The organism is Stenotrophomonas sp. SMYL89 (assembly GCF_036319985.1).
Lineage (GTDB): Bacteria > Pseudomonadota > Gammaproteobacteria > Xanthomonadales > Xanthomonadaceae > Stenotrophomonas > Stenotrophomonas maltophilia_Q.
Window position 1 is genome coordinate 74,935 of the sequence record NZ_JAWIRW010000008.1, and the last position, 13,374, is coordinate 88,308.

General features: G+C 63.6%; 18 protein-coding genes. 7 read left to right on the forward strand and 11 right to left on the reverse strand.

The genetic code is table 11. The features are described from left to right. The first annotated feature begins 439 nt into the window (after positions 1-439). From V3B41_RS11875 to V3B41_RS11885, 3 genes are all read left to right on the forward strand, one after another. Positions 440-1,174 carry a hypothetical protein gene (locus V3B41_RS11875; protein ID WP_329861293.1) on the forward strand — a complete coding sequence of 245 codons (735 nt, stop codon included), beginning with the start codon at positions 440-442 and terminating at the stop codon, positions 1,172-1,174. Positions 1,175-1,252: 78 nt separating this feature from the next. After that, entirely contained in the window at positions 1,253-1,732 is a 480-nt protein-coding gene (locus V3B41_RS11880; RefSeq protein ID WP_227200064.1) for a hypothetical protein, read from the forward strand. 83 nt (positions 1,733-1,815) lie between these two features. Then, the gene (locus tag V3B41_RS11885; protein ID WP_049483167.1) at positions 1,816-2,598 is read left to right on the forward strand and encodes a 3-hydroxybutyrate dehydrogenase; all 783 of its coding nucleotides are present in this window, start codon (positions 1,816-1,818) and stop codon (positions 2,596-2,598) included. Here the strand turns inward: V3B41_RS11885 and V3B41_RS11890 are convergent. The 8 genes from V3B41_RS11890 to V3B41_RS11925 form a co-directional block, all read right to left on the reverse strand. Beyond that, a complete protein-coding gene (locus V3B41_RS11890) occupies positions 2,595-3,359 on the reverse strand; it encodes a membrane protein (RefSeq protein WP_049483169.1) in 765 nt (254 codons plus the stop codon). The two genes, V3B41_RS11885 and V3B41_RS11890, sit on opposite strands and share 4 nt — an antisense overlap. A 187-nt stretch (positions 3,360-3,546) precedes the next feature. Beyond that, entirely contained in the window at positions 3,547-4,074 is a 528-nt protein-coding gene (locus V3B41_RS11895) for a hypothetical protein (protein ID WP_143566629.1), read from the reverse strand. Between the two features lie 3 nt (positions 4,075-4,077). Next, positions 4,078-4,707, reverse strand: a complete 630-nt coding sequence (locus tag V3B41_RS11900) for a hypothetical protein (protein ID WP_099559773.1) — start codon at positions 4,705-4,707, stop codon at positions 4,078-4,080. Between the two features lie 253 nt (positions 4,708-4,960). Continuing rightward, on the reverse strand, positions 4,961-5,422 hold the full coding sequence (locus V3B41_RS11905) for an SRPBCC family protein (protein ID WP_049483171.1): 462 nt from the start codon (positions 5,420-5,422) through the stop codon (positions 4,961-4,963). Between the two features lie 2 nt (positions 5,423-5,424). Then, the gene (locus V3B41_RS11910; RefSeq protein WP_329861182.1) at positions 5,425-5,757 is read right to left on the reverse strand and encodes a metalloregulator ArsR/SmtB family transcription factor; all 333 of its coding nucleotides are present in this window, start codon (positions 5,755-5,757) and stop codon (positions 5,425-5,427) included. 10 nt (positions 5,758-5,767) lie between these two features. Further along, positions 5,768-6,223, reverse strand: coding sequence for an SRPBCC domain-containing protein (locus V3B41_RS11915; RefSeq protein ID WP_191862862.1), 456 nt, complete (start codon positions 6,221-6,223; stop codon positions 5,768-5,770). A gap of 184 nt (positions 6,224-6,407) precedes the next feature. After that, positions 6,408-6,893: a MarR family transcriptional regulator gene (locus V3B41_RS11920; protein ID WP_295545811.1), complete on the reverse strand. Its 486-nt coding sequence runs from the start codon at positions 6,891-6,893 to the stop codon at positions 6,408-6,410. A 29-nt stretch (positions 6,894-6,922) separates the two neighbouring features. Next, complete coding sequence (locus V3B41_RS11925) at positions 6,923-7,096, reverse strand: hypothetical protein (RefSeq protein ID WP_305730260.1); 174 nt, start codon at positions 7,094-7,096, stop codon at positions 6,923-6,925. Here V3B41_RS11925 and V3B41_RS11930 point away from each other — a divergent pair. The 4 genes from V3B41_RS11930 to V3B41_RS11945 all read left to right on the forward strand — a co-directional run bounded on the left by V3B41_RS11930 (position 7,010) and on the right by V3B41_RS11945 (position 11,194). Then, positions 7,010-8,038, forward strand: a complete 1,029-nt coding sequence (locus V3B41_RS11930) for an FAD-dependent monooxygenase (RefSeq protein ID WP_305730258.1) — start codon at positions 7,010-7,012, stop codon at positions 8,036-8,038. The two genes, V3B41_RS11925 and V3B41_RS11930, sit on opposite strands and share 87 nt — an antisense overlap. A gap of 120 nt (positions 8,039-8,158) precedes the next feature. Next, on the forward strand, positions 8,159-9,928 hold the full coding sequence (locus tag V3B41_RS11935; protein WP_329861184.1) for an oleate hydratase: 1,770 nt from the start codon (positions 8,159-8,161) through the stop codon (positions 9,926-9,928). 86 nt (positions 9,929-10,014) lie between these two features. Beyond that, positions 10,015-10,602, forward strand: a complete 588-nt coding sequence (locus tag V3B41_RS11940; protein WP_197650090.1) for a TetR/AcrR family transcriptional regulator — start codon at positions 10,015-10,017, stop codon at positions 10,600-10,602. 91 nt (positions 10,603-10,693) lie between these two features. After that, the gene (locus V3B41_RS11945) at positions 10,694-11,194 is read left to right on the forward strand and encodes a membrane protein (RefSeq protein ID WP_049430739.1); all 501 of its coding nucleotides are present in this window, start codon (positions 10,694-10,696) and stop codon (positions 11,192-11,194) included. 11 nt (positions 11,195-11,205) lie between these two features. Here the strand turns inward: V3B41_RS11945 and V3B41_RS11950 are convergent, their stop codons facing one another. The 3 genes from V3B41_RS11950 to ftrA all read right to left on the reverse strand — a co-directional run bounded on the left by V3B41_RS11950 (position 11,206) and on the right by ftrA (position 13,311). Further along, on the reverse strand, positions 11,206-11,622 hold the full coding sequence (locus V3B41_RS11950; protein WP_329861187.1) for a chemotaxis protein CheW: 417 nt from the start codon (positions 11,620-11,622) through the stop codon (positions 11,206-11,208). 148 nt (positions 11,623-11,770) lie between these two features. Beyond that, positions 11,771-12,214, reverse strand: a complete 444-nt coding sequence (locus V3B41_RS11955; protein WP_049430735.1) for a BLUF domain-containing protein — start codon at positions 12,212-12,214, stop codon at positions 11,771-11,773. 95 nt (positions 12,215-12,309) lie between these two features. Further along, a complete protein-coding gene (gene ftrA / locus V3B41_RS11960) occupies positions 12,310-13,311 on the reverse strand; it encodes a transcriptional regulator FtrA (RefSeq protein ID WP_049430733.1) in 1,002 nt (333 codons plus the stop codon). Between the last annotated feature and the right edge of the window lie 63 nt (positions 13,312-13,374).

Below are 13,374 nucleotides of genomic sequence, written 5' to 3' on the forward strand. Positions count from 1 at the left end.
ATGGGCATCGCCTCACGGCGATGCCGCCCGGCAGATGCCGTAATCGGCACGCTTGAAATGCGGTATATATCGCGGCGATTCTTCAAAGGCGTGCCGAGTGGCTGCTCTGGCCGTTGCCCAAGACGCATGGCCCCAGCCACTGGCTCATTTCGCCAACCAAGGAGCAATCTGGCGCGCTGGTGATTGGATAATCCCAACGCGCTACGGAAAGGCCGAACGGGGATATGCCTGTGGCGCTCGTTCCAGACTGATCCAGGAACGTCACTGAACATGCATGTCCAGGCGCACTCAATGTATCACGCCGACCAGCGCTAGCGGCTTGAACCCGCTCGATCTCCAGCAGTTTGATTGGGCAGGGCAAGGCTGGCATGGCACCATGATGGGCTGGCCTCGTCCTTCCGACCGGGGCCGTTTTCCCAGGGAAGCCCACCAACACGACATGCGAACGTCCATCCTCTTCATCTTCTCCGCCCTGTGCCTTGGTCTGCTGTCCGGCTGTGCCAGTGGCCCGGAGGAGCACGCCTCAAGCCGCGAGATCACCAGTGCGTTCGTGGCCGACGACGGCCAGCTGTACCTGTTGCCGCGCTATGACGAGCCGATGCGCTTCAATGCCGCGCCGTTCCGCGAGTATCGGGCGCTGATGGACAGCCCGCTGCGCGAGGCGGTGGCCTGCGCGCAGATGTACTTCCATGAAGACTGGCGCGACCCGGCCAACAAGGCCAGGGTGCACGGCAGCTATGCGCTGCTGCTGCGGCCGGAGCAGGTAACGGCAGAGCAGGCCGCACAGTTCAGGCTGGAGCGGATTGAGGTCCCCCCGCGTGAGGCCAAGGCCGTGGAGGAGCGTGCGCGCTACTACCTGCCGATGGACCGGACCCGTTACGCGCTGGCGTTTGACCGCGCCTGCAATCTTTCAAGGAAGGGCGGCACCTATTACAGCGCTCTGTTCGAGGGCGACGGCGAGCGGGTGACGTTGCCCGATGCTGCGGCGCTGGCGGAGAAGGGGAAGCTGGCACAGCCGATCAATGCGCGGGCGCAGCGGATCCTGCCGGAGAGGGAGGACAAGCCGGGTGTGGGTTCGGCGGCGGGCAAGGTGCTGGGCGCGGCGTTGATCCCTGTGGCGGTTCCGGTGTTTGTGTTGAGCCTGCCGTTCCTGGGGCCGGATCATTGGAAGTGATGGGGCGCTGAGGGAGAGCATCCACGCATGGCGTGGATCTACTTGGGCATCGCCTGAACGTTCATCCTGGAGATCTGTGTGCCCAGCACGCTGGAAACTGTTTTGAAGACCGTAGGTTTCATTGTCCTTGCGGCGCTTCCGTTGGCGATCCTCTGGTTCACGCTTCGGCGAATGGCAGCGACTGCCCGCTCGTCCGTAGAGACGGGGCTGCGTTTGCATGCTCCGCGCCGGATTTCCGGCAGGTCCATGACCTTGGTGATGGTGGATGGGAAAGAAGATCGGGAGCACTACTTCTTTGATGCGGCGTCCTTTTACCTGCGGCGTGGGCCAGTGCCCACGGCGGTTCCGCTCTCGCAGATCACCTCAGTCACACGAACGTCCGACAAGATCTACGGGCGCTATGTCTGGCGGGTGTGCTTCAGCAAAGCGTCGGGCAGAAAGTGCGTGACGTTCACCAACAACCTGACGCTGTTCAACCGCGATTTCCTGCTGTTCCTGGAGGCGGTGCGGAAGGCCAATCCGCTGGCGCCCGTTGATCGGGCGGGCATCCGCTTCTAATGGTGGGCCGACATCGGGCGCTAGTTAAAGGCGGTTGGCCCGTGTAGGTACACTGGCGGCCTACGCCCAATGGAAGCTCGCCCATGTTCTCTGGAAAGGTTGCGGTGGTCACCGGCTCCACCAGTGGTATCGGTCTCGGCATTGCCACGGCGCTGGCGCGGACGGGCGCCGACATCGTGCTGAATGGCTTCGGCGACGCGGCGGAGATCGAACGCATCCGTTCCAGGTTGGAAGCTGAGTTCGGCGTGCGCGTGGCGCATGACAGTGCTGACCTGTCGCGGGGCGAGGCAGTGCGAGGCATGATCGACCACGCCGTTGCGAAGATGGGGCGCATCGACATCCTGGTGAACAACGCGGGCATCCAGCACACCGCATCGATCGAGGAATTCCCGGTCGAGAAGTGGGATGCGATCCTGGCGCTGAACCTGTCGGCGGTGTTCCATGCCACGGCGGCGGCCTTGCCGCACATGAAGCAGCAGGGAGCCGGCCGCATCATCAACATCGCGTCGGTGCACGGGTTGGTGGGCTCGGTGAACAAGTCGGCCTATGTGGCGGCCAAGCATGGCGTGGTCGGCTTTACCAAGGTGACCGCGCTGGAGAACGCGGGCACCGGCATCACCGCCAATGCCATCTGCCCGGGTTGGGTGCGAACGGCGCTGGTCGAGCAGCAGATCACCGCGTTGGCCGAGCGCGAGGGCACGGATCAGGAGTCCGCCGCGCGCGCGCTGCTGGCCGAGAAGCAGCCTTCGCTGCAGTTCGTGACGCCCGAGCAACTGGGCGGGATGGTGGTGTTCCTGGCTTCGGACGCGGCGGCACAGATCACCGGCACGGCGCTGCCGGTGGATGGGGGCTGGACGGCGCGCTAGCTGGCTGGCTGTGCTTTACGCTGCAGCATGGGCAATGCCACCAGCGTGGCGAGAATGGTGAACAGCACCAGCGACGAGCCTACCGTGCCGAAGCCCAGGCCGCCCTTTTCCAGCGGCTTGGTGAGCAGGTCGCCGAAGGTGGCGCCAAACGGGCGGGTGAGTACGAAGGCGATCCAGAACAGGATGACCCGGTCGATGCCCTTGATGCGGCTGGCCAGTGCGGTGAGCGCGATGAGGCTGCCGATCAGCAGTGCGCCGCCGGTGAAGCCCAGCCCGGAATCGTCGGCGAGGAAGTCGCCCAGTGCGGTGCCGAGCGTGTTGGAGAACAGCACGGCGGTCCAGTAGAAGCCTTCAGCGCGGCGCGATGCGATGTTGCTGACCGAGATCGATTTTTCCGATATCCGCCAGGCCAGCAGCACCAGCGCCAGGCAGCCGGCCAGCAGGCTGGCGCCGGTGGCGTAGCCCAGGCCGAGCGTGCGGTCGATCAGGTCCGACAGGGTGGTGCCGGCGGTGCTGGTCGCCAGCACCACCGACCAGAACAGCACCGGGTGGAAGCGCCGTGCCGACAACTGCATGCCCAGCAGGCCAGCGAAGATCGCCAGCAGGATGGCCGAGCTGGCCACGTAGCCCAGGTTGAGCGTCATCGACAGTAGGTCGCCCGCGGTCTCGCCGAGGGTGGTGGCGGCGATCTTCATCACCCAGAAGCCGAGGGTGACCGCCGCCACTTTGCTGTGCAGGGAGTCGGTGTCTGAAGCACGCATCGAACGTCGACCGGGGAGCCTGCCGTTGATGCTGTGTTGGGCGGCGTCGGGGTGCAGTCGGAACCGGGTTCGGTGAGGGTGAGCGTGGGGGCGGCGTTCAGCCGGCGCTGGTACATCGGCCAAGTCATGGTTGTTCGCCGCGGGAAGGGACAAGCATCAGGATCGCAAGCGATCCTGAGGCCCGCTCTTAGTCCACGTTGAGTCGTGACAATGTGGCAGCAGCAGGGGTGATTTCAACTCTGCGCATGCAGCCAAACTTCGTGCCCTTGAACCAGAAAGCAATAACTGAATCTCCAACTTGGGTTCCGAGCGTATTCCATTCGAGATCACTCGCAGCGTGATTTATCACCAGAATACTGGGGTACCGCTTGCGGACCGAGGAGAAGGGTATGCAGCTGCCTGAGAGATCGAATGAAACAGAATCGGCACGATTGTCCTTGCCCATAACAACTGCGAGGTCATCGGCAAACAGTGACGGGCCAATTACGGCGCGCTGTTCTTGTCCGGTCTTTGATCCGGAGACATCCATGCGTGCAACGGAAGGGGGAATAAGCTTCTGCAGATCTCGCCCATCACCCGGAAGTGCAACGGCAATTCTTTCTGTTAATGCCCAGAACTTCTGCTGCGCGTCTGGGCTTGCCTTGGGTTCGGAGGCCGAGACGCCTGAGGAGAGCGTTACGAATGAAAGTACTAGAGCACTCGTGAGAAATTTCATCGATTACTGCTCCTCTTCATCTTCGGGTCCGTACAGCTCATCATACACATTTCCCCAGTGGACTTTGTAGTTGACACCGGTTGTAGAGGTGACATTTGTGTCGCAAAACAAATCACCAACGCGCTTGTCTAGGTTCTGTCCGCCTGCGTTGATAAGTGTAAGTAGTGCGCCTGAATTCGCTGCTGCCAAGCCGATGTCTGAATATCCTTCGCTTGTGTTTAGTATCTCGCTTCGTGCGGTGGCGTTATTGAGGACGGCTCGGCCTTCGTTGGTGCATGCCTTTTCAATATAGTCTTCTCGCGTTCCTAGGGGGAAGCTGGCGTCGAAGTTTACATGCCCCATCTCATGGCTAACTTGAGAAACGCGCGAATAGATACCAGGGAGATCCGGGCTTTGCGGGTTGCAAGTGAAGTTCTGTACGTACACCACTCCGTTTTCCTTGTCGAGGTAGGAGCTCGGGGAATATGCAAAGGAATAGGTTGTTGAGTTGACCTGTCCCGTCAATGTGGGAGATGCGTAGATGATGAAATCTATGCAGTCGCCTAGGCCCGTATTGACTGGTGGCACCTGGGATCTAGCTTCTTGGGAACACATTCCTAGAATGACAACTACAAGAAAAGCTGCCGACTTCATGTCGCCTCCGCGCTCGATAACTGATTCGGATGTGCACTGCATGTGCGCAATCAGTATCGATAATTCGAGGGTGAGCGGCTGCGCATTGGTTCTCACTTACGCGTAGGGGTTTTCCTATGTGGCTGCAGCATGCGTCGAAGCGGTGGGTGATCGCAAAGGTCAATCTGATTGCTTGGCATACTGGCTCGTCTGCAGCATGCCACCTTGTATAGAGCTTTCCCAAGGTGGTGCTAGTGCACAGCTGGCACCACCACTACCCTTGCGGCTTCGCAAACACATCCAATCCCTTGCCGGTTTCCAGCAGCGACTTCAGGCTGGACAGCACGATCGGCCAGCCCTGGCGGATGCCGGTATCCATGCCGCTGCCCGGTTCCAGCTCCTCATGGGTCACCGTCAGCCGCACCATGTCCTGGTAGGGCACGATGTCGAAGGTGACCCGGCTGTAGGCGTCCGGGTCGTCGGCCTGCGAGGCGGCGGCCCAGGTGATGACCAGCCGCGAGGGCGGGGTGCTTTCCACCACTTCGCCGACCAGCTCGACCGAGCGCGTTTCGTTGGCGCGCACGTGCTGCCAGCGCGAGCCGGGCTTCCAGTCCGAGACGTTCTCATGCCCCCAGTAGCGACTGGCGATCTCGGGGCGGGTGATGGCCTCGAACACCTTCTGTGGCGTGGAGGCGATATAGATCACGTGGATGAAGCGGGTAGTCTCTGCGGACATCGTCATTCTCCTTCCAGTTCGCGTTTCAGGTCATGCAGCAGGCTCAGGCGCTGCTGCTCGAACTTGCGTACCCAGCGCTCGTAGACTTCATGCAGCGGCACCGGGTTGATGAAGTGCAGCTTCTCGCGGCCACGGCGCACAGTGCTGATGAGGTTGGCGTCTTTCAGCAGGCCCAGGTGCTGGGTGACCGATTGCCGGGCCATGTCCAGGTGCTCGCACAGCTGGCCCAGGGTCTGGCCGTTGTCTTCGCAGAGCAGATCCAGCAGCGTGCGGCGCGTGGGATCGGCCAGTGCCTTGAAAACTTTGTCTGCGTCGCGCACGTGGTCTACCGCCATGGGGATGTCTTCAATTCCAGTTGTCGATCCTGACGTCGTGTGGGTTGGGCTGGGCCTTGCCGGTCTCCAGCAGCGCCTTCAGGCTCATCAGGAACACCGCCCACTTGGTGCTGCAGTGGAAGGTGAACTCGACGCGCTCTTTCCAGCCTTCATGGGTGAACAGCACGATGCAGTAATCGCCTTCCTGTTTCAGCGCGAAGCGCACGTGGGTACCGATCCATTCGGCGGGGCCGGCGAGGAACTTCCAGAGCACCAGCTCGCCGGGAATGAGCTGTTCCAGCTTCATTTCCATGGCGCCGATCTCCTGGCCGTTGTTCGTGAAACGCGCCTTGACCGTGCCGCCGACCTCGCGCTCGCCATGGGTGTCTTCAGCCCACCAGGCGGCCACGCCTTCGGGGGTGGCCAGGGCCTGGTACACCTGGCTTGCGGGGGCCTTGATGCCGACCCTGTGTGCGATATCCACCATTGCAGGTTCCTCGCGTGGGCAGGCAGGCGCCGCCCTTGGGATGGACTATATGCAGGCAAATGCCTGCATGTCAAATCCCGCCACGAATGCCCGCGTTTGGTAGTGCCGGCCGCTGGCCGGCATCCCGGTGGAGTTGGGTGCGTGCACTTGCCGGCCAGCGGCCGGCACTACCGGGGGCGATGCTTCAGTTCTCCTCGTCCTGCAGTGCTGCATGCAGTTTGTCGGTGATCTGCTGCAAGGCGGCCAGATCATCGGCGGAGAGATGGTCGAGAAAATACTGGCGGACGCCGGCGACGTGCACCGGGCGTGCGGCGCGCAACTGTGCGCGACCTTCCGCGGTCATGCGGATCACTACGACCTTGTCGGCGTCGGTATCGCGCTCGATCAGACCACGGCCGGCCATGCGGGTCAGCTGGTGCGAGAGGCGCGTCTTGTCCCATTCCAGGTAGTCCAGCAGTTCGCGCTGGCGGCGGCAGTGATCCTTGGACTGGCTCAGCTCCATCAGCACGATGAAGTCCGCTCTGGATAGGCCTGTGCTGCGGGTGATGTCCTGCACGATGCGGCCTGAGGTGATCTCGGCCATGCGCCGGAAGCCGCGCCAGGCGGCCCATTCGTCGGGTGTGATGCTGGGGGAGGTCATGGCACCACGTTGCCGGCTGAAGGTTGACATGTCAACCTTTCCAACATACGGTTGACGTATCAACTCATGTGAATTGCGCCATGGAGCACCCTCCCCGCATCGCCGTCATTGGCGCAGGCCCCGCTGGTCTGACCGCTGCGCTCATCCTGCATCGCGGCGGTCACCGCGTGAGCGTGTACGAGGGCGAAGCATCCGGGCAGCAGCGCGAGCAAGGTGGCACGCTGGATCTGCACGACGATTCCGGGCAGGTGGCGCTGCAGCGCGCGGGCCTGCTGGAGGCCTTCCGTGCGGTCGCACGGCATGAGGGGCAGGAGGCGCGGATGGGCGACCCGTGGTCCGGGGAGATCACCACCGGCGGGTTCGGGCCGGAAGGGAGCAAGGACAAGCCAGAGATCGACCGCGGCGACCTTCGCCAGCTGCTGCTGGACGCGCTGCCGGCGGACACGGTGCAGTGGGGCCACAGCCTGACCGCGCTGGTATCTGCACAGGCGAACGGCCACGGCCTGCGATTCGCCAACGGCGTGCAGCGCGAGGCGGACATCGTGATCGGTGCCGATGGTGCGTGGTCGAAAGTGCGCGCGGCCTTGAGTACGTGCCAGCCGGTGCCCACCGGCATTACCTTCTTCGAAGGTTGGATCGCACAGCCTGCTGCGGACATCGCAGCGATGGTCGGGCAGGGCAGCCTGTTCTGCTTTGGCGGCGAGGAGGCCCTGTTCGTGCAACGCAACAGCCGCGATCGGCTCTGCGTGTATGCGGCGCTGAAGCGATCTTCCGAATGGCTTGATGCGCAGATCGCGCAGCACGGCATACGGACGCTGGTGACAGGCTGCTATACCGGGTGGGCCACGAACCTTCGGCGCCTGCTGGAGGCCTGCACGGACTTCGTGCGGCGGCCGATCTACAGCCTGCCAGCGGATTTTTTCTGGACCCCGCGCGATGGCGTGACCTTGATCGGCGATGCGGCGCATCTGATGCCGCCGGTGGGCGTGGGCGTGAACCTGGCGATGCTGGACGCGTCGGATGTGGCGATGGCGTTGTGCGCGCGGCCGGATGCGATCAGCGCGATGCGCGACGCCGAAGTGCTGGTGCGTGAACGCGCCCGCGCGCTGATGCCGGATGCGATCGAGGGGTTCCAGCGCTGGTTCATTACCGGAGGGGATGCTCCACGCGGTTGATGACCGCTCGAAGCATCGAGTCTGCATGCACCTGCGTCACTGGGTCGCAGGCGGGTTGAAGCATGCGGTACATCGGTTCGGCGCTAGAGTGGGGTGGACCAGCCCAGGAAGGAGCAGCGCATGTACTACAGCAGTGGCAACTACGAAGCTTTCGCGCGCCCGCGCAAGCCGGCCGGTGTGGATGGCAAACGCGCCTGGTTTGTGGGCTCGGGCCTGGCCTCGCTGGCCGGCGCCGCGTTCCTGGTGCGCGATGGGCGCATGGCCGGTGAACGCATCACCATTCTTGAACAGCAGCAGATTCCTGGCGGTGCGCTGGATGGCCTGAAGGTGCCGGAAAAGGGTTTCGTGATCCGTGGTGGCCGCGAGATGGAAGATCATTTCGAGTGCCTGTGGGACCTGTTCCGCTCGATCCCCTCGCTGGAGATCGACGACGCCAGCGTGCTGGACGAGTTCTACTGGTTGAACAAGGACGACCCGAACTATTCGTTGCAGCGCGCCACCATCAACCGCGGCGAGGATGCGCACACCGACGGCCTGTTCACGCTGACCGAGCAGGCGCAGAAGGACATCATCGCGCTGTTCCTGGCTACCCGGCAGGAGATGGAGAACAAGCGCATCAACGAAGTGCTGGGCCGTGATTTCCTGGACAGCAACTTCTGGCTGTACTGGCGCACCATGTTCGCATTCGAGGAGTGGCATTCGGCGCTGGAGATGAAGCTGTACCTGCATCGCTTCATCCATCACATTGGCGGCCTGCCGGACTTTTCGGCACTGAAGTTCACCAAGTACAACCAGTACGAATCGCTGGTGCTGCCGCTGGTGAAGTGGCTGCAGGACCATGGCGTGGTGTTCCAGTACGGCACCGAGGTGACCGACGTCGACTTCGATCTGCAGCCGGGCCGCAAGCAGGCCACGCGCATCCACTGGGTCCGTGACGGGGTGGCTGGTGGCGTAGACCTGGGCACGGACGATCTGCTGTTCATGACCATCGGTTCGCTGACCGAGAACTCGGACAATGGCGACCACCACACGGCGGCACGCTTGAACGAAGGCCCGGCGCCGGCCTGGGACCTGTGGCGACGCATTGCCGCGAAGGATACGGCGTTCGGGCGCCCGGACGTGTTCGGCGCGCATATCCCGGAAACCAAGTGGGAATCGGCGACGGTAACCACGCTGGATGCGCGCATTCCGGCTTACATCCAGAAGATTGCCAAGCGCGACCCCTTCAGCGGCAAGGTGGTGACCGGCGGCATCGTCAGCGTGCGCGACTCGCGCTGGCTGATGAGCTGGACGGTGAACCGTCAGCCGCATTTCAAGAACCAGCCCAAGGACCAGATCGTGGTCTGGGTGTATTCGCTGTTCGTGGATACGCCCGGTGACTACGTGAAGAAGCCGATGCAGGACTGTACCGGCGAGGAGATCACCCGCGAGTGGCTGTACCACCTGGGCGTGCCGGTGGAAGAGATTGATGCGCTGGCCGCGACTGGCGCGAAGACCGTGCCGGTGATGATGCCGTACATCACGGCGTTCTTCATGCCGCGCCAGGCCGGTGACCGCCCGGACGTGGTGCCGGAGGGTGCGGTGAACTTCGCCTTCATCGGCCAGTTCGCCGAATCGAAGCAGCGCGACTGCATCTTCACCACCGAGTACTCGGTGCGCACGCCGATGGAGGCGGTGTACACGTTGCTGGACATCGAACGCGGTGTGCCGGAGGTGTTCAATTCCACCTACGATGTGCGTTCGCTGCTGGCCGCGACCGGACGGCTGCGCGATGGCAAGGAACTGGATATTCCGGGACCGGCGTTCCTGCGCAACCTGCTGATGAACAAGCTGGACAAGACCCAGATCGGCGGGCTGCTTCGCGAGTTCAAGCTGGTGCAGGAGGACTGAGCGGGGTGTGGGTAGCGCCGGGTCGTGCCCGGCGAGTCCAGCAGCAGGGAGTTGACATCATGTCAACCTACTAGTAGGTTGGTGACATGAAAGAGTCGCTCTCGCCCAAGGCCCAAGAGATCCTGGCCCACGCCCGTTCGCTGCTGGAGGCCGGCGGCTACAACGGCTTCAGCTACGCCGACGTCTCGGCGCGGGTGAACATCAGCAAGGCCAGCATCCATCACCACTTTCCCAGCAAGGCGGATCTGGTGCGCACGGTGGTTGAGCTGTACCGGGCCGAGGCGCGTGAGGGCCTGGCGTTGCTGGACCGGCAGCTGGGCGATCCGCTGCAGGAGCTCAACGCTTATGTGGACTACTGGTCGAGCTGTATCGCCGGTGGCACGTCCTCGTTCTGCATCTGCGCGATGCTGGCGGCAGAGGCACCGATGATCCCTGCGGAGATTGCCGAAGAAGTACGCGGGCATTTCGAGGACTTGAGCGGGTGGTTGGCGCTTACGCTGGAAAAGGGCGTTGCCGTGGGCCAACTGCAATTGCAGGGCTCGGCGGCCGATGAGGCCAGGGCGTTCATGTCATCGGTGCATGGCGCAATGTTGGCGGCGCGCGGCTTCGGTGACGCGGCGACGTTTGCTGCGCTGGCACGGCTGGCCATTGCGCGGGTGAGCGCGGCTGCCTGAGAGTGTGTGGTGGGCCTGCGGCAACGTAGGCCCTTTTTTTGAATCAAAGGCCTACCTACTAGTAGGTTCAAATACTCCCTGGAGATGTTCCATGTCGCACTCTCTGTCCACGCTGGGCTTGATCCACACGGCCGTCAGTCTGGTACCGGCTATCGCCGGCCTTTATGCCCTCATTCGCCATCGCGCCATCGACCCCGCCACACGCTCGGGCAAGCTGTACCTTTTGGGATTGGTGCTGTCGGTCGCTACGTCATTGACCGTCTCCAGCACGGGGGGGCTCAATCCAGGCCATGCGTTCGGCGTGATCGTGCTGCTGGTGGCGTTCGGCGGCGTGCAGGCCGCCCGGCTGCGCTGGCTGGGTCGCGCAGCGCGCTACGTGTCGACATTTGCGCTGTCTTTCAGCTTCCTGCTGTCGCTGGTGCCAGGCGTGAATGAAACGCTGACACGTTTGCCGGTGAACCATCCCATTGCGGCTGCGCCGATGGCGCCGGTGGTGCTGCACACGTTGCTGGGATTGGCGGTGGTGTTTGTGATCGGCTTTGCCGCGCAGTGCTGGCGCATGCGGTTTCAAACGGTTCGCAGGCGCCCTTGAGCAGAGGCGCCTCAGTCCCGCACCGCGAGCGCAGCCAGCAGCGACTGCGGTTCGATCAGCGAAGCCGAACGTGTGGCATCCACCCGAACGTGCCGGCTGCAGAAGTTGAACGGTCGACTCTGGGCCGGCGAGGCTGCGTCTGGAGATGCGTCCGGTGTTTCGATCTCGAGCACTTCATCTACCGCCAGCGCCAGGGTTGCAGTGCCGGCGGTGATCAGCAGCATGGCTGGGCTGCCGCCATCGAATGCCGGTTGCCCGCAGAGCCTGCGCAGGTCGGCCACCGGCAACGGCTGCCCTCGTACCTCCAGGTTCCGCCTGCCATGTGGGTCTGCAGGGCCGAAGGTCTCGGGGCCGCGTATTTCCACGGCCACCTGTACGTCGATCGCGAACAGGGCCGTGCCTGCACGCAGGACGACGACCTCGAACAACTCGGCGGGCGAGGCACGTGTTTCCGTTGAAGGTTGAGCGGGTACAGGCATGCTGTGGATCTGGCAGGAACGATGGGTAACGCGGCTTGAATGATGACGTGTGCTGGGAGCACGCGGCCGCGTGGGAGTACGCGCGCAAGGCGGCGGTTCATCTGGATCCGACGGACGCATGGTGCGCACTGAGCGGGCCGATGCGCGGAAAGTGCGGACGCAGCAGGCCGACGAGCTGATCCATGCCCGGAACGGCATGGCCAAATTCGTCCCATCGCGCATTGACCAGGCCGGACACCATGATCTGCCCGGTGTCGATGCGGGTCATGGCCCAATAGGGAACAGCACGCGCGCTGATGGCCATGTCCAGTACCGGTACGACGGCAGCATGCGAGCGACTGTCATGGATGCGGCGCTTGACCGCCTCCAGGCCGTCGGGCGGGCCTTCGACGTACTGGAAAAACCGCTGCCCGTCGACGAGCAGTGCTCCGGTGACGTCCACCCGGCGATTGAACGCGGCAGAGCCCGAGACGATCTGGCGGAGGGTTTCATCGGAAAGCCCAGCCGATATGTGGCTGGAGTAAGCAAATGCGTGGAGCATGGAAGGGGCTTCGTGTGACGCCCATCACTATACGTGGGTCTCTACCGTCCGCCGTGAGCCTTTTCTCACGTAGCGCTGGGGAGCGCTGAGTTGGATCAGCAGCCCACCAACCGATCCGCGCCAATACCGCTGCGATGCTGGCTGCGGTACTCGGTGGGGCTCGCGTCGACCTGGCCACGGAAGTGGCGACGGAACGATTCCTGTGAACCAAAGCCGGCCTGCTCGGCGATCCACTGCAGCGGCCGGTCGGTGGTCTCCAGCAGCTCGCGGGCAAAGGCCACGCGTTCGCGGATCAGCCAGTCGATGGGTGACAGGCCGGTGGCTTCCAGGAACTGCCGCTGCAGTGTGCGCTGGCTGAGCGCGGCCTGCTCGGCAAGACTGCCCAGCGAGTGCGGCTCGCGCAGGTTGCGGCGCATCCATTCCATCAGTTTTGCCAGACGCGAGGGCTCGCCATTGGGAATGGCCCGGCTGACGCGCTGGCTGCGGCCGGCATCACGCCACGGTGCCAGCACCAGCCGCTCGGCCACCAGGTTGGCTACCCGTGCGCCGTAATCCTTGCGCACCATGTGCAGCATCATGTCCATGCCGGTGGCCGAACCTGCGGAGGTGATGATGCTGCCGGTGTCCACGTACAACACATCCTCGCGTACGTCGATGCGCGGGAAGTCACGCGCCAGCGCTTCGGTGAGGCGCCAGTGGGTGGTGGCCTGGCGGCCGTCGAGCAGCCCGGCCCAGGCCAGCACGAAGGCACCGGAGCAGATCGAGGCGATGCGCGCGCCACGTGCGTGGGCACGGATGAGGGCTTCGAGCAACGCCTGTGGTGGACGCTCGCTGGGCTCACGCCAGCCGGGAATGACGATGATGTCAGCGTCATCAACTGTGCTCAGATCGTAGGGAAGCTGCACCTGCGTGCCGCCGAGCATGCGCAATGCGCCGGGCTCGCCTGCGCAGAGCTGGGTGCGGTACCAGGCCACGCCGAGTTCCGGCCGCACGGGTGCGAACAGGCCGACCGCGCAGCCGAACTCGAACAGCCCCTGGCCGTGGCAGGCAACGATGGCGACGAGCGGTGCGGCGGGATCGGCAGGTGGGCTGGGCATGGCCTGATGCTACGGGCGGTGATGCGCGGTGCGGAGTGGTGTACGGGCATGAGGTGATGCCGG

Bases quoted from the DNA above. Each gene is read 5' to 3' on its own strand.
- V3B41_RS11875 (WP_329861293.1), top strand. From the start codon at position 440: ATGCGAACGTCCATCCTCTTCATCTTCTCCGCCCTGTGCCTTGGTCTG.
- V3B41_RS11885 (WP_049483167.1), top strand. From the start codon at position 1,816: ATGTTCTCTGGAAAGGTTGCGGTGGTCACCGGCTCCACCAGTGGTATC.
- V3B41_RS11890 (WP_049483169.1), bottom strand. From the start codon at position 3,359: ATGCGTGCTTCAGACACCGACTCCCTGCACAGCAAAGTGGCGGCGGTC.
- V3B41_RS11895 (WP_143566629.1), bottom strand. From the start codon at position 4,074: ATGAAATTTCTCACGAGTGCTCTAGTACTTTCATTCGTAACGCTCTCC.
- V3B41_RS11900 (WP_099559773.1), bottom strand. From the start codon at position 4,707: ATGAAGTCGGCAGCTTTTCTTGTAGTTGTCATTCTAGGAATGTGTTCC.
- V3B41_RS11905 (WP_049483171.1), bottom strand. From the start codon at position 5,422: ATGTCCGCAGAGACTACCCGCTTCATCCACGTGATCTATATCGCCTCC.
- V3B41_RS11910 (WP_329861182.1), bottom strand. From the start codon at position 5,757: ATGGCGGTAGACCACGTGCGCGACGCAGACAAAGTTTTCAAGGCACTG.
- V3B41_RS11915 (WP_191862862.1), bottom strand. From the start codon at position 6,223: ATGGTGGATATCGCACACAGGGTCGGCATCAAGGCCCCCGCAAGCCAG.
- V3B41_RS11920 (WP_295545811.1), bottom strand. From the start codon at position 6,893: ATGTCAACCTTCAGCCGGCAACGTGGTGCCATGACCTCCCCCAGCATC.
- V3B41_RS11935 (WP_329861184.1), top strand. From the start codon at position 8,159: ATGTACTACAGCAGTGGCAACTACGAAGCTTTCGCGCGCCCGCGCAAG.
- V3B41_RS11940 (WP_197650090.1), top strand. From the start codon at position 10,015: ATGAAAGAGTCGCTCTCGCCCAAGGCCCAAGAGATCCTGGCCCACGCC.
- V3B41_RS11945 (WP_049430739.1), top strand. From the start codon at position 10,694: ATGTCGCACTCTCTGTCCACGCTGGGCTTGATCCACACGGCCGTCAGT.
- V3B41_RS11955 (WP_049430735.1), bottom strand. From the start codon at position 12,214: ATGCTCCACGCATTTGCTTACTCCAGCCACATATCGGCTGGGCTTTCC.
- ftrA (WP_049430733.1), bottom strand. From the start codon at position 13,311: ATGCCCAGCCCACCTGCCGATCCCGCCGCACCGCTCGTCGCCATCGTT.